Source organism: Acetobacter sp. DsW_059 (assembly GCF_002153695.1).
Lineage (GTDB): Bacteria > Pseudomonadota > Alphaproteobacteria > Acetobacterales > Acetobacteraceae > Acetobacter > Acetobacter thailandicus.
Genome location: NZ_JOPI01000041.1, coordinates 32,593 through 49,870, shown reverse-complemented (window position 1 = coordinate 49,870; position 17,278 = coordinate 32,593). Strand labels below are relative to the sequence as shown.

Annotated in this window: 11 protein-coding genes; 6 read left to right on the top strand and 5 right to left on the bottom strand. The window is 49.6% G+C overall.

Going from position 1 to position 17,278, the window contains the following annotated elements; all coding sequences use genetic code 11:
- Positions 1-18 precede the first annotated feature (18 nt).
- Together pheS and pheT are read left to right on the top strand one after the other, a co-directional pair.
- Positions 19-1,089, top strand: a complete 1,071-nt coding sequence (pheS, locus tag HK25_RS09645; protein ID WP_086555437.1) for a phenylalanine--tRNA ligase subunit alpha — start codon at positions 19-21, stop codon at positions 1,087-1,089.
- A 3-nt stretch (positions 1,090-1,092) separates the two neighbouring features.
- Complete coding sequence (gene pheT, locus HK25_RS09640; protein ID WP_086636064.1) at positions 1,093-3,552, top strand: phenylalanine--tRNA ligase subunit beta; 2,460 nt, start codon at positions 1,093-1,095, stop codon at positions 3,550-3,552.
- Between the two features lie 45 nt (positions 3,553-3,597).
- Here the strand turns inward: pheT and HK25_RS09635 are convergent, their stop codons facing one another.
- The 3 genes from HK25_RS09635 to HK25_RS09625 form a co-directional block, all read right to left on the bottom strand.
- Positions 3,598-4,368, bottom strand: a complete 771-nt coding sequence (locus HK25_RS09635; protein ID WP_086636063.1) for a hypothetical protein — start codon at positions 4,366-4,368, stop codon at positions 3,598-3,600.
- A 175-nt stretch (positions 4,369-4,543) separates the two neighbouring features.
- On the bottom strand, positions 4,544-6,286 hold the full coding sequence (locus tag HK25_RS09630) for an ABC transporter substrate-binding protein (protein ID WP_086636068.1): 1,743 nt from the start codon (positions 6,284-6,286) through the stop codon (positions 4,544-4,546).
- A gap of 10 nt (positions 6,287-6,296) precedes the next feature.
- Positions 6,297-6,500, bottom strand: a complete 204-nt coding sequence (locus HK25_RS09625; RefSeq protein WP_086555434.1) for a hypothetical protein — start codon at positions 6,498-6,500, stop codon at positions 6,297-6,299.
- A 339-nt stretch (positions 6,501-6,839) separates the two neighbouring features.
- Between HK25_RS09625 and HK25_RS09620 the strand changes: the two genes are divergently transcribed.
- Positions 6,840-9,446 (top strand): cation:proton antiporter, encoded by a 2,607-nt coding sequence (locus tag HK25_RS09620; protein ID WP_086555433.1) that lies wholly within the window; start codon positions 6,840-6,842, stop codon positions 9,444-9,446.
- Between the two features lie 299 nt (positions 9,447-9,745).
- Positions 9,746-13,096, top strand: coding sequence for a Hint domain-containing protein (locus HK25_RS09615; RefSeq protein WP_086636062.1), 3,351 nt, complete (start codon positions 9,746-9,748; stop codon positions 13,094-13,096).
- Positions 13,097-13,187: 91 nt separating this feature from the next.
- Here HK25_RS09615 and HK25_RS09610 read toward each other — a convergent pair whose 3' ends face one another.
- The gene (locus tag HK25_RS09610; protein WP_086636061.1) at positions 13,188-13,718 is read right to left on the bottom strand and encodes an HdeD family acid-resistance protein; all 531 of its coding nucleotides are present in this window, start codon (positions 13,716-13,718) and stop codon (positions 13,188-13,190) included.
- Between the two features lie 342 nt (positions 13,719-14,060).
- Between HK25_RS09610 and rpsD the strand changes: the two genes are divergently transcribed.
- Both rpsD and HK25_RS09600 read left to right on the top strand, forming a co-directional pair.
- A complete protein-coding gene (gene rpsD / locus HK25_RS09605) occupies positions 14,061-14,678 on the top strand; it encodes a 30S ribosomal protein S4 (protein WP_086554087.1) in 618 nt (205 codons plus the stop codon).
- 98 nt (positions 14,679-14,776) lie between these two features.
- Positions 14,777-16,327 carry a peptide chain release factor 3 gene (locus HK25_RS09600; protein WP_086554088.1) on the top strand — a complete coding sequence of 517 codons (1,551 nt, stop codon included), beginning with the start codon at positions 14,777-14,779 and terminating at the stop codon, positions 16,325-16,327.
- Positions 16,328-16,548: 221 nt separating this feature from the next.
- Here the strand turns inward: HK25_RS09600 and HK25_RS09595 are convergent, their stop codons facing one another.
- On the bottom strand, positions 16,549-17,268 hold the full coding sequence (locus HK25_RS09595; protein WP_086636060.1) for a phosphohydrolase: 720 nt from the start codon (positions 17,266-17,268) through the stop codon (positions 16,549-16,551).
- Positions 17,269-17,278: the final 10 nt, after the last annotated feature.

The window sequence follows — 17,278 nt, the reverse complement described above, 5'->3', positions numbered from 1 at the left end:
CTCCTCGCGTGAGGTTTCATGAACGACGATCTTGAGATTTTCCGGCAGAGTGTTCTGTCAGAGCTGGCTGAGGCTGCAGACCTTAAGGCATGGGATGCCGTCCGTGTTGGTGTGCTTGGTAAGTCAGGGCGCCTGACGACCCTGCTCAAGGCGTTGGGGAAGATGCAGCCTGAAGAACGTAAAGCCCGGGGTGCTGCCCTTAACCGCCTGCGTGATGAGCTTAGCCGTGCAGTTGAAGCACGCGGACAGGAGCTTGAGGCTGCAGCACTCGAAGCCCGTCTGATTGCTGAGCGGGTTGATGTTTCTCAGCCGCCACCAGCGTCACCGCGTGGTGCGATTCATCCCATTTCCCGTGCGGTTGAAGAGATGACCGCTATTTTTGGTGCAATGGGCTTTAGCGTTGCAGAAGGGCCGGATATTGAAACCGACTGGCATAACTTCTCCGCTCTGAATACGCCCGATCATCACCCGGCTCGTACTGATCACGATACGTTTTATATTGCACCGTCACCTGAGCTGGATGTGACGCATGTTTTACGTACGCAGACCTCAGGTGTGCAGATCCGCACAATGTTACAACAGCAGCCTCCGCTGCGGGTTATCTGCCCTGGGCGGACGTATCGTGCTGACCATGATGCAACTCATTCGCCTATGTTTCATCAGTGCGAAGGGCTTGTGATCGGTAAAGATATTACACTGGGGCACCTGAAAGGCTGCCTGATCGAATTTTTGCGGGTTTTCTTTGGTAAACCTGATCTGCCTGTGCGCTTTCGCTCTTCTTATTTTCCGTTTACTGAGCCCTCGATGGAAGTTGATATCGGCTGGTCACGCCGCACAGGTGAAATTGGCGGCGGTGAAGACTGGCTTGAGGTGCTGGGGTCGGGCATGGTGCATGCCCGCGTGCTGGCAAACTGTGGCCTTGACCCGCGTGAGTGGCAGGGCTTTGCTTTCGGCATGGGTATTGAACGCCTGGCTATGCTGAAAAACGGTATTCCTGATCTGCGCTCATTTTATGAGAGTGATATTCGCTGGCTGCGTCATTATGGCTCAGACCCGCTTGCGCCAGCCTTACTGCATGAGGGCGTGTGAGTTATGAAATTTACGCTATCCTGGTTGTATGACCATCTTGATACTTCTGCCACGCTTGCCGAAATTTGTGCCAGACTGAACCAGATTGGCCTTGAGGTTGAGAGTGTTGAAAATCGTGGCGCAGCGGTTGCACCCTTTCTGACAGCGCGCATTCTTGAGGCAGAGCGTCACCCCGATGCTGACCGTTTGCAGGTCTGTCGTGTCGATGCCGGTCCAGGGTTTGAAAATGTGCAGGTTGTGTGTGGTGCGCCTAATGCCCGCGCTGGTCTGCCGGTTATTTTTGCACCACCTGGTACTTATGTTCCTGGTCTTGATATCACTATTAAGGCAGGCAAAATCCGTGGTCAGGCGAGTGGGGGCATGCTGTGCTCTCTGCGTGAGCTGGGTCTGGGTGAAGAAAGTGACGGCATTGCCGAGCTGCCGGATGACACGCTGCCAGGTCAGTCTTATGCCGATTTTGCCGGGCTCGATGATGTGGTGATTGATATTGCCATTACACCCAACCGGGGTGATGCTCTGGGTGTGCGGGGTGTTGCACGCGACCTCGCCGCTGCAGGTCTTGGTAAACTTCGCCCATGGCTGGCATCAGCTGTGGAAGGTACATTTACCTCACCTGTTGTGTGGGAAAATACCAATCTGCCAGCCTGTCCGCTCGTTCTGGGGCGTACTGTTAAAAATGTTAAAAACGGTCCAAGTCCTGAATGGCTGAAGCGTAAGCTTGAAAGTATCGGGCTGCGTCCGGTCTCTGCGCTGGTCGATATTACCAACTATTTCTGCTTTGACCTTGGTCGCCCGCTTCATGTGTTTGACGTGAATAAAGTTGCCGGTGGCCGCCTTAAAGTCTGTCAGGGTGCGGGTGAGACATTCCGTGCGCTGGACGGGCAGGACTATATTGTGACACCGGATGACTGTGTTATCACCGATATTAACGGTGTGCAGTCGCTGGCTGGCATTATGGGGGGAGAAGCGTCGGGCGTCAGTGATGAAACAACTGATGTATTTATCGAATGCGCTTTATTTGACCCGGTCCGTATCGCTTTAAGTGCACGCAGAGCCGGTGTTTCCTCAGATTCAAGCTACCGGTTTGAGCGTGGTATTGACCCTGCATTCCCGGTTGCCGCACTTGAAGCTGCAACCCGTATGATCATGGATCTGTGTGGCGGAGAGGCCAGTGAGGTTGTCTCAGCGGGTGAGGCTCCGGCCTGGCAGCGTGAGGCAACATTACGTTTTGCACGGGTGCGTGACCTTGGTGGTCTTGATGTCGCGGCAGATGAGAGTGTTGCTCTGCTTGAAAAGCTGGGCTTCGAGGTGCAGGAACGCAATGAGACAGAGGTACGCGTCAGTGTACCATCATGGCGTAATGACATTGCTCAGCAGCCGGTCTTGTCGCAGGGGCAGGAGCTTGATGCAGCACTCGCTACAGCGGCTGCTCAGGGTGTTGCTCAGATTGAAGCTGAGAGCGACCTGATTGAAGAGATACTGCGTCTCAAAGGGCTTGATAGTATTCCCGCAGTTCCTTTGCCGGCCCTGAGTGTTGTGCCAGCGACAGCGTTAACACCAAAACAAACCCGCCTGGCCCGTGCAGGTCGTATCCTTGCAGTGCGTGGCCTGGTTGAAACGGTTGGGTTCTCGTTTGTATCCCATGAGGAGGCTTTGCGTTTTGGTGGTGCGCCTGAAGCTCTGCGCCTGCTGAACCCGATTGCATCTGACCTTGATCAGATGCGCCCGACCCCGCTGGTTAATCTGGTTGCAGCCTTGCAGCGTAACAGTGCACGTGGTCGTTCAGATATCGGTCTTTTTGAGGCAGGCCCGGCATTCTCTGCTGAGGGGCAGCAGATGGTTGTTGCTGGTGTGCGTGGCGGACATACCCCACGTTACCCGGGACATGAAAGTCAGGCTGTCTCTTTGTGGGATGTAAAGGCCGATGCGCTTGATGTTCTGACGCAACTTGGTGTTTCACCTGATGCGCTTAGTACGGTTGCAGATGCACCTTCATGGTATCATCCGGGGCGTTCCGGTTTGCTGTGCCAGGGGCCTAAAACAGTACTGGCCTGCTTTGGTGAGCTGCATCCTTCCATACTGCAGGCTGCAGGCATTGATGTGCCGGTTGTTGCCTTTGAAGTGTTTATGGATCGTCTGCCAGAGCCTAAAGTGCGTAAAAAATCTGCACCAAAGCTGTCAGCATTTCAGCCGGTTCATCGTGATTTCGCCTTTGTGGTGAGCAGGGATGTGCCATGCGAAAACCTGCTTAAAGCAGTGCGTAACGCAGAGCGTAATCTGATTGTCGCAGTCAATCTGTTTGACCTTTATGAGGGGCCGCATGTACCCGAGGGTCATCGTTCAGTCGGGATCGAAATTGTATTGCAGCCTGTCGATAAAAGTCTGACAGATGCAGAAATTGAAGCTGTTAGTGAACGTGTTGTCGCTGCGGTTTCTAAAGTCACAGGTGCAGTTCTGCGTTGAGACTTTAAATTTTCACTACTGAAACAGGGCAGCACCTCAGGGAGATTATTTTTCTCCTGAGGTGCTGCTTTTTTCTTTTTTAGGTCCAAGGGAGCGTAAGGCGCGCCTGACAATGCGACGGGTGGCTTTATTCTCCGGGGCTTCTTCTGTCCATTTCCAGCAGAGAGCCGTTACCCACTCAGGCTGATCTTTTGCGGCGTCATTCAGCCAGTTGGCCACTGAATCCTGGGCATAACGTGTGGTTTCAGCACGCATGGGTTCAAGCAGAGGCAGCCCCTGTTCAGGGTTTTCTCGCAGTGGGCGAATATGCTGGCACCATACGCCCCTGGGGCGTAGCACCTCAACAGCAAAACGGCGAATATTAAGGTCGTTATCCGCAGTCCATGGGGTCAGTGCTTTAATCGACTGAGTGAGTGAGGCTGCAAGGCAGGGGCGGGCCGCGATCCATGCCCATTCACGCACAGCAAAATGCGGGTCTGCGGCAAAAGGGCGAACAATTTCAAGGAGCGTTTCGGGCGTATCGTTTTTATAATGACTGATCAGCCCGAAAACAGCAAAGCCACGCACAGTGTCGCTGACGTGGTGGCTCAGTCTGTTTAGCAGGGGTATGCCGCCATCATTATTCAGAGCGGCAGCACATAAGTGCATTTTTTCTATAAAGCCGGCTTTGTCGGGTAAAGGCCTGGCACGGTTGTCTGTCAGGGTGTTGAGAAGTAAAGAAAAATCAATTTGCAGAGCATGCTGGAGTGTCGGCGCGGCCTCTTTTCCTTCAGACAGATTTTTGCGCTGTTCCGGGCTGATCATGACGCGCGGCATATTTTCTCCTTTATCTGCATAGTGTTCGTACAGTTATTCACGATGCTCAGAGGATTATCCTTAAATTGTCCAGAACTTCATCCACAGATTCTGTGGATAAACTGAAAATTTCAAAAAAGAGCGCATGGCAGGAAGAAGTGAAAATACTCAACAAAATTAAAATGGTATTTTTATTTCAATGTAGCCAGACCTGTGAAAATAAAAGCTGATTAACAGGTGTATAAAAAAAATTCTTTAGTCTTGGTGAGGTGATAAGAACGGTTTTTTTTTCAATAAGAGGAGCAACGGGACTTTGAGCCATAACCATGCGGTCGATTGTGCGCCATAATGTTTCAGTTTCCTCTGCTGTGAGGTTTGAATCTGTTTTGACCTGGTCGATCAGTCGCTGGATATCAGGGTTACAAAAGCCGGGGATATTGATTGAATTGTCTGAGTCTGGATGAAAATTTTCACATCCCAGCAGGGTATCAAGAAAATTGGAGGGAGAAGGATAGTCAGTCGCCCAGTCTTTGAGGGCAATTTGCACATGATTTGCTGAATTTTGCATGTAGCCTGAGGCCACGGCTCTGTTAAGCGGGCGAAGGGTTGCTTTGTATCCAATATGTTGCAGCATATCGCGTATCCAGGCGCCCATTGCCATCTCAACACTGGTATCGGCAGTAATGAGCGTGACGGCTTCTCCGTAGGTGCCGCTCTCTCTGACTAACTGTTGTGCTTTTTCCAGGTCGGGGCTTTTCCACTCTGTTACAGGTGCATCCGGTGAAGCCGCTTTGCTGTAAAAACAAAAATCAGTTGCACCGGGCAGTGCGGATGGCACCATACCGCAGATGGGTCTGGCTATACCCGGCCCCCCGTAAAAAATGACCATTGCTTTACGGTTAACGGCATAATTTACAGCCTGACGTGCTTTGAGGCTGTTAAATGGCGGGATATTGACGTTCATGGCCAGAAAATACATGGCGGCATGCGGCATGACATGGGTGTTCTGTGCATAATGGCTGCCAAGTTCACCCAGGCGATCCATAGGGATGCTCTCTGCCATCCAGTCATACTGGCCATTCTGCACTGCCGTTACGGCAGTCTCATCAGGAATGCCAAAGCTATATTCTATCGCATCAGGGTAGGCTTCTGGCTGAGCCTCAGCACTCCATTGTCTGAAGTATGGATTACGTTCAAGCTTAAGGCTCTTATTGGGATCGTACGCAGTGATACGGTAAGGCCCGGTTGAGGGCAGGGGTGTGTTGCCGGTATCATGGTCAGGGGCATCGGCAGGCAGAATGACAGCGTGTGTAAAAGCCAGTTTCTGGAGGAATTCGTTGTCAGGGCCCGTCAGGTGAAAGGTAATGGTGCGATGAAGAGGATCATCCGTAATGCCTGCGCTGAGTGTACAGGTCACTGGTGTTTTCAGGCACAGATCAGCGCCGGCTATGACTGAGTAAAAAGACCCGGCGGATGGTGACCCGACTTTAAAAATACGTTGAAAGGATGCTTTAACGTCAGCTGTTGTAACTGGTTTTCCGTCTGAGAAAAAAAGGCCGGGGCGGAGTGTAAAGATATAGGTCCGTCCGTTATCCTGTACGACAGGCATATTTTCTGCCAGATCAGGCACGACTATATTACCATCAGGTCCTTGTGCTTTTTTGAAAGTTGTTAACCCGTCATACACGTTAGCAAATAAATTAATGTACTGGCTGCTGTAATTAATCTGAGGGTCGAGCGTTCCCCCTGATGCGGCAGCAGCTAATCGCAGAGTTCCGCCTCTGTGTACGACATCATATGGCCGAGGGGTATCAGAGAGAATTTCTGCCCGACTGCTGGTTGCTGTCGTGACAGCGCAGAATAAAATGAAGATGAACAGGGATGTCACTGAGCGCAGTGTAGTTCCTGGCGCGCGCAGTAACGTATCGCTATTCACCATCATATATCCCCTATGATTTCTGACCTGCCTGAGTGGGTGCAGGGGTAACAGCTGTCGGGTTTGACGGGCGTGCATAATCCGGTGGCTGGTACCAGGTCGGGGTGCGTCGCCCGTGATGGGAGTGCGGGTGGTATGCATTGTCAGACTGAAAGCTGCTGCAGGCTGTCAGAGTGATGGAGAAGGTGAGAGCTGCCAGGGCAGGAAATATTTTCATGAAGGCACACTACCAGAGAGAGAAAATAAAGACGATAACCGCTGATATTGTGTTGATCGCCGGGCTCTTGTTTGTATGATGTTATTTAAGGAATATGATCCTGCAATGCCAGACTGTATGTTATCTGCCGTCACGTGAATTTGTTACAGGATGTGACATAGCTGCGTTACGGGGAATGATGGTTGCATAATCGTGTATAGTTATTTTTTATCTTACCAACTCTTTGAGACGATAATTAAAAAAGTATGAAATTACCAAAATTCCATATTTCATTTTAATGTCGTAACTGGCATGTAGTGAATATAAAAAATAGTTTTTGACGGAAAGGACAGGAATAGAATGGCAGTCACTGGTCTTGCTGCGGTACTGCTTGCTATTGGAGTATTGTTTGTTGTTGTAAGTGCTGTTCAGCCAATTGCGCGTAAGCTTGAATTATCTGAAACAGTATTGCTGGCTATTGTTGGTATTATTATCGGCAGTGTTGCTGATTTTATTTTGCGTAATTCGCACCTCGCAGCATTGAGTGGTCTGGCTGAAATGATGCTGGACTTTCCCATTAACAGTGAAGCCTTTTTGTTGATCTTCCTGCCCATGCTGGTGTTTCAGGGGGCTCTGGCGATCGATGTGCGGCGTCTGGCGCACGAAACGGGTACAGTGCTTTTGCTGGCTGTTGTGGCCGTTGTTGTCTCAACGGCGACGATCGGGTTTGCGCTTAAGCCGTTTGCTGACATGCCGCTGGTTGTTTGTCTGCTCCTGGGATCTATCGTTGCAACCACAGATCCTTCAGCCGTTGCAGGTATTTTTCGTGATATTGGTGCCGCAACACGTCTGACCCGCCTGGTTGAGGGGGAAGCCCTGCTGAATGACGCGGCTGCTATTTCTATTTTTTCTATCCTGTTGCCATCTATTACGCTGCATCATTCCATTCATCCTGGTGAGGCTGTTGTTTCTTTTCTCGTCTCGTTTGTCGGGGCCCTGATCGTTGGTATTATCTTTGGCCAGCTGACGCTGATGATGATTACGATTTTAGGGGGATCTTCAGCGGCAGAAATTACCCTGACAGTTGCTCTGCCTTATATGGCTTACATTGTCTCTGACGAAATGCTTGGCGTTTCAGGTGTCGTGGCAACCGCTGCGGCGGGCCTGACACTGTCAATGTATGGCCCTTCGACCTTCAGGCCGCAGACCTGGCTGTTTATGAACCAGCTCTGGCAGCAGCTTGTTTTCTGGGCAGGTTCACTGGTGTTTGTGCTGGCATCAATGTTTGTGCCGCACCTGCTGGTTGGAATTACCTGGTGGGATTGTGTACTGGTGCTGATTGCCAGCGTTGCGGGCCTTGCTGCGCGTGGTGCTGTGGTGTTTGGTTTGCTCCCTGTGCTGGCGATGACCAAGCTTTCCCCTCCGGTGCCCGTACCCTTTAAAATAACAATGGTGTGGGGCGGTCTGCGTGGTGCTATCACGCTGGCCCTCGCACTGGCGGTTACTGAAAATGAGCACGTCTCTGCTCCGGTTGCCCATTTTATTGGTATTATCGCGACAGGTTTTGTGCTGATCACTCTTTTGCTTAATGGTACGACACTTCGTTCCCTGGTTCTGTTTCTCAAGCTGGATAAGCTGTCTCCTATTGATGAAGCTTTGCGCCATCAGATTTTGAGTATCGGCCTTGACCGTGTGTGCGATCGGGCTGCCAGAATGGGGCAGGAGCTTGGTTTTTCAGAAGATTCAACTCGCCCTGTATTACAGCAGATTGACCGCCGCGCGCATGAAGAGCAGCTGGTGAATGAGTTCGATACAGCTTTATCTGATATTCAGCGCGTAAACCTTGCGCTTATTACTATAGCCAGTCAGGAGCGGTCCTTATTGCTGGATCTGTTTCGTATTCAGGGACTTTCACGTCGTGTGATGGAAACCCTGCTGCGTAGTAGTGAAGCGGCTATTGATGGTGCGCGTCTTGAAGGGCGTGCTGGCTATGTGCGGGTTTTGCGTCGCAGACTCAGCCCATCTGTGCGGTTTAAACTGGCTCAGATAATTCATCAGAGGCTGCATCTCGACCGTCCCTTAATGTTATGTATGGCCAAGCGTTTTGAAATGCTTATGGTCGCGCATTTTGTATCTGTTTCTCTGACCCGTTTTATGAAAGAGCGCATGGAGCCCACTCTGGGGCCGCGTGTTGGTGAAATTGTGGCTGAGGTTTTACAACGTCAGCGCAAAATGCTTGATGAAGCGGTGGAGACTTTGCGCCTTCATTATCATGGTTATTCAGAGGCGCTGGAAAGCAGAATTTTCAGGCAGATCACTCTGCGTCTTGAAGGGGAAGAGTATGATTCTTTGCTCGCAGAATCCCTGATTAGTGAAGAGCTGAACCGTGAACTGGTGACAGAGCTTGAGCGTCGCCGTAGTCGCCTGCAAAAACCTCTGAGCTTTAACCTTAAGAGCGGAATTGAAAGCCGCCTTAAAAGTGCGGCCATTTTTAAAGGCCTTCCCGGGGCAGAGTTGCATGACCTCGCAACGACAACGTCACTGCGGTTTGTTGCGCCTCATGAGCTGATCAGTAAGCGTGACCGTAAAGTGCGTACGGTTTATTTTGTGAGCGCAGGTCTCGCCGAAGCTCATGTCGCTGAACGTGATATTTATTATAGTGCCGGTGATCTGATTGGTGCTTTAGAGGTTTATCGTAATGAGCGGGTGCCTGCCAGCATCAGAGCTGTGCAGTTTGGACATTTTATGGCTATCCCGGCATCTCGTTTTCGTCGTCTGATTGAAGAATATCCGATTGTACTGGAGAATATTGAAGCTTTACGTCACAAACATGAAGGGCATTTGCAGGAGCGGGAAAGCGATTGTTCAATTAAGCTGGTGCCTGAAATGATTTCTTCTCAGGAGAATAAATCAGAGGATTTAGGGAAAGATAAATCTTCTCCCATTTTGCTTAAGCATGATCCCTGATCTAATAATTAAAAAAATTAAAAGAAAAATATTGATTGTAAAAATGGCCACTCATTTTTTTGGAGTGGCCATTTTTATATATTACACATAATGTAAAAACTATCATTATCCTATATTATTATAATTAAATAACACACTATATATTATTAAAATTAAATTTTTTACTTTAATTATTACATAAAATTTACTATATTATTTTAATTTTAATAAGTTAAAAGGCTATATCTTTCGCTTTTCCATCATGTGATAGTTTTATCTTAACTTGATAATATATACGCGCAAGTTGGAGAGTATGAAGTATGGCTGATACCCCCACCACGCTAAGTGGCACATGGAGCGCGACCGTCACTGCCGATGGTCAGACAGAATATGTCAGCGGAAGTACAGTTGTTAGTGGCGCCGTTGCGCTTGCTAACGGTGTCACTTTAACCGTTGGTAGTGGTGCAGTTGTTTCTGGTTTGAGTACCTCAGCCAGTACTGTCATTGTCAAGAGCGGGGGAACTCTGAAAGATACCAGTCTGGTCAACGGGACGCTTTATGCTAGTTCCGGGGCGATAAGTGATGAGAATAGCCTGAATTCAGTGACAGCTTATTTTTTATCTGGTTCTGTGTCTGAAAATGATAGTTTTTACACAACATCAGGAAACAGTTTAAAATACGTTTACGTTTCTTCGGGGGCAGCACTTTATTCACCAGTTATTTCTTCTGGTGGTTTCGTTTACCTTAGTTCTGGTGGGTTCATATCCGGTGGCTCATTATCGACGAGTGGTGTTTTAAGTGCTTCTGCGGGCTCAGTTGTTACTAATTTCGGTGAAATTGCCGGAGGGAGTGCAACATTTAGTGGCTCATACGGTAATAATCTTTCTGCGCCGGTAACATACGGTCAAATTTTGACTGGCAGCTGGACCGCAGCGGAGAGTTCTGCAGGTATAGTGACTTACACCAGTGGGACAACGACGGTATCAGGTGCTGTTTCGCTTGCAGGCGGCGCAACTCTGAATATCCAGGCCGGAACTGTTGTTTCGGGACTGGGTACTGTTTCGGGCGGGATTGCAACGGTCAATGTTGCCAGTGGTGCTACCCTGCTGGATTCTTATATTCAGAATGGATACGTGAATGTTGCCTCGGGCGGCACGACCAGCGGTAATAAAATAGACTCTACGGTTCTTACTCTCTCTGCTGGCGCTTCTTCGGTTGAAGATATCATTTACTATGATAAGGGTTATGGCGCTGACCTGACCTATGTCAGTTCAGGTGCTTTTTTAATTAATCCGGTTCTGTCTTCTGGTGGTACGGCCTCAGTGCTCGCTGGTGGTGTTGTTTCTGGCGGTGAAATTTATGCTAGTGGCGGGTTGATCTCTGCTACAGGTGCTTCTGTCAGTGGTCTGAATTATGTGGCTGATGGTTTTACAAATAGCGCTAATTATAATGCGGCTTCAGTTGTTCCAACATCTGCACTTGAGTTTTCATATTCATCAACGTCTCTTACAGGCACCTGGAGCGCTGTGCTGAATAACGATAATCAGACAGTGTATCAGAGTGGCGGTACCATCGTGTCAGGCGCTGTAAGTCTTGCTGCCGGCGCGACCCTGAACATCCAGAGCGGGGCTGTTGTTTCGGGTCTTTACGCATCGGGTGGGGCGGGCGTTATTCACATTGCCTCTGGCGGTGAGCTTATTTCTTCATATTTAGGCTACACAAATATTTATGTGAGTTCAGGAGGTACTACAAGCGCTAACCAGTATAATGCGGATGCTATTTATATTTCCGCCGGGGGATCATCTCTGGGTGATACCTACTATGCAAAAGATGCTTATAGCCAGAACGCGGCGTATGTTAGCAGTGGAGGGTATGTTTCAGGCGCTGATGTTTTGCCCGGTGGTAATATTATAGTTTATAATGGTGGCACTTATGCCGGAGGGTATGTCGTTACCGGCACGATCGTTGCGCCCGAAAGAACAATATTGGGCGGCGTAGTTACCTCTAATACCGGGGCAACAGTATCTGATGTGACCGTTGTTGGTGAAGATGTCACTAATATGCTGTCGGGTAATACGATAGGTTCAGGGGCTTCACCAGTTCTTACATTTTCATATTCAGCGACATCTCTTACTGGTATCTGGAGCGCCGTGCTGAATAGCGATAAGCAAACAGTTTACCAGAGTAATACAACGGTGGTGTCAGGTCCCGTTTATCTGACAAATGGCCTTACATTACATATTGAAAGCGGCGCTGTCGTATCCGGGGTAAACACTCAGTCCGGTGGCATTGATAATATTTATGTTTCTTCCGGCGGTACCCTTGCTGATTCTTACATTCAGAATGGCTATGTTTATATCAGCTCGGGTGGTGTAACCAGCGCGAACCAGTTTAACTCGGACCCTGTTTCTGTGAGTTCTGGTGCGACCTCTGTTGATGATATTTATTATAATTCCGCTTATGGTATTGATCCGGTTACCGTGAGTTCTGGTGGCACGCTGACTAATGCTTATGTGCTTTCAGGAGGTAGTGTTGCTGCGTTATCCGGCTCTGTTGTGCAGGACATCGTTTCTTACGGTGGGTCAGTCAGCAGCGTGGATGGAACTATCACGAATGACTCTGGTAATCCCTGCTTCCTGGCAGGTGCAAATTTCCAGACCCCGGAGGGTGACGTTGTTGTAGAAAACCTTCGGGAGGGTGATGTTGTTGCAACCTATAACCCTGATAATGGTGCGTTTGAATACAGTAAAGTTACATGGGTAGGTAAAGGCAGGCGTCATGCAAGCGTCCACCTGGAGGATGATTTATCAGGTTATCCCGTACGCATTTTGCGCGATGCACTGGCAGACGGCGTACCTTCAGCCGACTTGCTGATCACCTCAGAGCACTCTTTGTTTTTCAATGGCGGCTTTGTGCCAGTGCGAATGCTGGTGAATGGTTATTCAGTATTTTACGATAAAAATATCTCTGAGTATGAGTATTATCACGTAGAAACTGAAAAACATTCCGTGCTGATTGCCAGTAATGTCCTGTCTGAAAGCTATCTCGACACAGGTAACCGTAAAGGCTTTGTGCAGACTGGTCAGGTGGTTCGTCTGGGAGCGGTGAAGCATGACTGGGAAACTGATGCCGTTGCGCCTTTAACAGTCTCACGTGATGTGGTGGAGCCTGTGTATCGTCTGATAGAAGAGCGTGCTGTTCAGCTTGGTCTGGTTAAGCACAGGGAAGAACCTGAGCATGTTGTGGATCATGGTTTGTACCTCTTAACTCAGAATGGAGGGGTGATCCGTCAGGTCCGTAATATAGATGGAAAAGCCCTGTTTATGCTGCCGGCTGGTGTGGAGAGTGTGGTGCTGATGTCACGGGCGTCTCGTCCCTGTGATGTTATTGGCCCGTTTGTCGATGATCGCCGTCAGCTTGGTGTGCTGGTGGGTGAGATCGTTCTGACTGAAGGGAATGACCTGCGCCATATTACCACGCATGCAGAGAAGTTTGATATGTCTGGCTGGCATGGGCTTGAGGGTGGTCCGGCACGCTGGACAAATGGGGCCGCCAGTCTGCCTCTTAGCCGCAGAGCACCATCTGACATTGCGTCTCTGAGTGTGCAGATCTGTCAGGCAGGTCCGTATCTGGCAGAAAATAAGAAAAGGAAGGCCGTACAGGTTGCCTGATTAGTCTTCTGCAATTGTCTTAAGTAGTTTTTATGGAAAAAGACCTCTCATATTTAATGAGAGGTCTTTTTTTGTTCTGACTATTTTTAAATCAGGATGCTTGACCTCTGCGCAGTGCCAGGCCCAGCTGCAGCCAGCTCATGCCGCTAATTATCAGTTCAACCGCAACAAATGTGCCGATCAGCCACAACCCTGACCATGGCAGGGTGAAATACAGGCAAAAACCGACAACCAGACTGATGAGGCCACTAAATAAAATAATGCCCCAGCCATGTAGTGCGCGGTGCTTCACCGCCATAATGCAGCGCGTTATACCTGCGACGATAAAACAGGCTGAGGCGAAAAGCGTGATCATTGTCGCGCCGGCAACGGGCTCCTGGATGATAAAAACTCCGGCGAGAATATAAAGAAGCCCTGCGATGAGTGAGAAGAAGAATCCCCCCCAGTCTTTAACTGCAAATGCGTGAAAAAGCTGTGCTGCTCCACCAACGATCAGTACGAATCCAATGAAAATTGTGCTGGCCAGTGTGACAAATACAGTGTCGATACAGGCAGCAAAGCCAAGTAAAATAAGGGAGATGCCTAAGCCGACAAATAGTCCCCATTTTTTGGTAACGGGCATACAAAGAGCTCCTTTGATTATAGCCGACAGCCTGTGTTTATAAGCTGGTTGCAAATATCACGTCGGCAGCCTGACTTACTTCTCTTTATATATCACCGAATATTTGTGTTAAGTATGCAAAGATAAGTTGACAGAAGAGGCACCTTTACGTAATGGCAACTCTCATTGTCGGGAATGTGGACAGGTCGGCTGCCGCGAACGGATTTATGCTCCCGTTTGCCAGTGATACGAGTTGTGCCCGCTCTGATCCGTGGGGGACAGAGACTACCGGTGTAATCGTCAGAGAAAGAAAACTGTGTTCAGTTTTTGTTTTCTGGCAGAAATGGAAGTGAAGAGCGCCAGATGTCTAAGCGCCTTGAGAGCAAGTACAAAATTAACCGCCGCCTGGGTGTAAACCTCTGGGGTCGTGCAAAATCTCCGGTTAACCGCCGTGAGTATGGCCCAGGTCAGCACGGGCAGCGTCGTAAAAGCAAACCATCTGACTTCTCAGTACAGCTGATGGCTAAGCAGAAGCTGAAAGGTTACTACGGTAACATCAGCGAAAAACAGTTCCGTCGTTACTACCAGGAAGCTGTTCGTCGTAAAGGTGATACATCAGAAAACCTGATCAACCTGCTCGAGCGTCGTCTGGATGCGGTAATTTACCGTATGAAATTTGCGATCACACCGTTCGCAGCACGTCAGTTCATCAACCATGGCCACATTACGGTTAATGGTCGTAAAATGAACATCCCATCTTACCTTGTTAAAGATGGTGACGTTATCGAACTGCGTGAAAAATCAAAACAGCTTGCTATTGTTCTTGACGCGACGCAGACCAATGAGCGTGACGTTCCTGAATATATGGAAGCTGATCACCGCCAGATGAAGGGCACCTTCCTGCGTGGTCCTAAATTCTCTGACGTACCTTATCCGGTACAGATGGAACCAAACCTGGTCGTCGAATTCTATTCACGTTAATAGTTTCGTTTCTGATCAGCACAACGCCGGGTGGGGCTTTGCCTCTGCCCGGCGTTTGCCGTTTTACCCTGTTTTCTTTTCCAGCCGGATGAGCTGCCATGCCTGATGATATGCCCGTAACTGAACTGACCACGGAAATCGCGCGTCGTCGTACGTTTGCTATCATTTCCCATCCGGATGCAGGTAAAACAACCCTGACAGAACGTATTCTGCGTGCCGGCGGTGCTATTCAGCTTGCCGGTAATGTGCGTGCCAAGGGCGAACGTCGCAGAACCCGCTCTGACTGGATGAATATCGAACGTGACCGTGGCATTTCAGTTGTCAGTTCGGTTATGACGTTTGAATATGGCGGGTGTATTTTTAATCTGCTTGATACCCCGGGCCATGAAGACTTCTCTGAAGATACATATCGTACTCTGACGGCCGTTGATTCTGCTGTTATGGTTATTGATGCGGCCAAAGGTATTGAGGACCGTACACGCAAACTGTTCGAAATCTGCCGTCTGCGTGATATTCCTATCGTTACCTTTATCAATAAAATGGACCGTGAAGCACAGGACCCATTTGCTTTGCTTGATGAGGTTGGTTCCTCGCTGGCGCTTGACACAGCCCCGGCAACCTGGCCGGTCGGACGTGCTGCGGGCTTTATCGGTACGTATGATTTTTTAACGAAAAAGCTTCATACTCAGGAGGATATTCCTGAAACTGATCCCAGGCGTGTGCAGCTGGCAGAAGAGCTTGAGCTGGCAGAAGCCGCTTTACCTGAGTTCGACCGTGAGGCTTTTGATGCGGGTCATCTGACACCTGTTTTCTTTGGCAGTGCGATGAAAGAAATCGGTGTTCTTGACCTGCTGGATGCTCTGGTGGCGTTTGGTCCGTCTCCGCGCGATCAGAAGGCTGAAAACCGCACGGTCAGTGCTGCTGAACCTGATATGACGGCTCTGGTTTTTAAAATCCAGGCGAATATGGACCCTAATCACCGTGACCGTATTGCCTTTGCCCGTATTTGTTCGGGCAAGCTGGTACGCGGTATGCGACTGCGCCATGCCCGCACGGGTAAGAGCTTTGCGGTACATACGCCACAGTTCTTTTTTGCACGTGATCGTCAGCTGGCTGAAGAAGCTTTTGCAGGGGATGTGGTCGGTATTCCCAATCATGGTACCCTGCGCATTGGTGATACACTGACTGAGAATGAAGACCTGCAATTTACCGGGGTGCCGCATTTTGCTCCGGAGATTTTGCGTCGTGTCAGGCTTGATGATGCTATGAAAGCTAAAAAGCTGAAACAGGCGCTGATGCAGCTGGCTGAGGAAGGCGTTGTGCAGTTATTCCGCCCGCAGGATGGTGCGCAGCCGATTGTTGGCGTTGTTGGTACCCTCCAGCTTGATGTTTTGCAGGCTCGCCTTAAAGCTGAATATGGTGTGGCGATAGGCTTTGATGCAGTGCCGTTCTCGCTGGCGCGCTGGGTTTCCGGGCCACGCGATAAAATCGAATCCTTTGCTCAGGTGAACCGTAGCGCAATGGCGGATGACCTTGATGATCATCCTGTTTTTCTTGCATCATCCTCTTTCATGATGCGTCGTACGCAGGAGCAAAATCCCGATATCAGCTTCCATGATATCAGGCAGATTGGTCTCGAAGTGAGCTGAAATTCTTTAAAGATCGCCTCTGCTTTCAGAGGTGATCTTGTTTTTCTTCCTGTCAGACAGACAATAAAAAACAGGAAAAGTAACACAGCTGTTTTCTGAAGAGGGCAGATAAAATGTCCCGTGTCTTGGCATGGTTTACAGTCGAGGCAAGGTCAGGCCGTTATGTATGCTGTTATACTATCCGGTGTTAACAGCGTATTTTATAAAAAAGCTTTAAAATATTATACAGCAGGACGGCAGTTCAGGAGCGCTTTGCTGGTTGGCAGAAGGTCGGGCCGTTTTGCCCATTGAGCAATGTGCTGGTCCGTTAACAAAATAAGCTGGTCATATTCTGTGTTGCCACTCTGCTTCCAGCATGTTTCGACCGCGTCGAAAGTCAGGTGGGTGGTCATATAGAGGCAGACATCGAGAATGCGGGTGCCAGGGTGCCTGACGATCAGTCGGGGTGAACTGACTTCGATGCTGTCCGGGGGAAGTCCGAGTTCTTCTTCTGCTTCAGCCAGAAGCTGTTCTTTCAGATTAACGGCGTCAGATGCCTCACGTTTTTCGATACTGCCAGCGGGTGGGCTTTGCCAGAAATTCCCCTGGTAAACGGAGGAGGGGTGTCTGCGCCCTAAAACGTACCCCTGCGGGGTGCGCAGCAGGCCGGTCACGGCAAGAGGGTTAAGCTTTAGCTTGCTGAAAAGAGAGGGATTTTTCATCTGTGCCAGCACCAGGCGATATTCTGTCCAGTGTCCGGTAATACAGGTGCGGCTGACATGGTCTGCAGAAAAAACACAGCCGTTAAATAACTCAGGCCGTGCTTCACAGGCTTTCGCCCATATATGGCTGGCTTCAGTCTGGATTTCTGGTGACAGTGTTCCAGGCGGTTGCGTTACTTTGATGTCACAGGCTGGTAAAAGTGGCAGAACAGGCCACAGCCCGGGGAATAATGTGCTCATTGTTCTGTCA

Excerpts from the sequence above, each read along its gene's own strand:
- pheS (WP_086555437.1), top strand. The coding sequence starts at position 19 with ATGAACGACGATCTTGAGATTTTCCGGCAGAGTGTTCTGTCAGAGCTG.
- pheT (WP_086636064.1), top strand. The coding sequence starts at position 1,093 with ATGAAATTTACGCTATCCTGGTTGTATGACCATCTTGATACTTCTGCC.
- HK25_RS09635 (WP_086636063.1), bottom strand. The coding sequence starts at position 4,368 with ATGCCGCGCGTCATGATCAGCCCGGAACAGCGCAAAAATCTGTCTGAA.
- HK25_RS09630 (WP_086636068.1), bottom strand. The coding sequence starts at position 6,286 with ATGGTGAATAGCGATACGTTACTGCGCGCGCCAGGAACTACACTGCGC.
- HK25_RS09625 (WP_086555434.1), bottom strand. The coding sequence starts at position 6,500 with ATGAAAATATTTCCTGCCCTGGCAGCTCTCACCTTCTCCATCACTCTG.
- HK25_RS09620 (WP_086555433.1), top strand. The coding sequence starts at position 6,840 with ATGGCAGTCACTGGTCTTGCTGCGGTACTGCTTGCTATTGGAGTATTG.
- HK25_RS09615 (WP_086636062.1), top strand. The coding sequence starts at position 9,746 with ATGGCTGATACCCCCACCACGCTAAGTGGCACATGGAGCGCGACCGTC.
- HK25_RS09610 (WP_086636061.1), bottom strand. The coding sequence starts at position 13,718 with ATGCCCGTTACCAAAAAATGGGGACTATTTGTCGGCTTAGGCATCTCC.
- rpsD (WP_086554087.1), top strand. The coding sequence starts at position 14,061 with ATGTCTAAGCGCCTTGAGAGCAAGTACAAAATTAACCGCCGCCTGGGT.
- HK25_RS09600 (WP_086554088.1), top strand. The coding sequence starts at position 14,777 with ATGCCTGATGATATGCCCGTAACTGAACTGACCACGGAAATCGCGCGT.
- HK25_RS09595 (WP_086636060.1), bottom strand. The coding sequence starts at position 17,268 with ATGAGCACATTATTCCCCGGGCTGTGGCCTGTTCTGCCACTTTTACCA.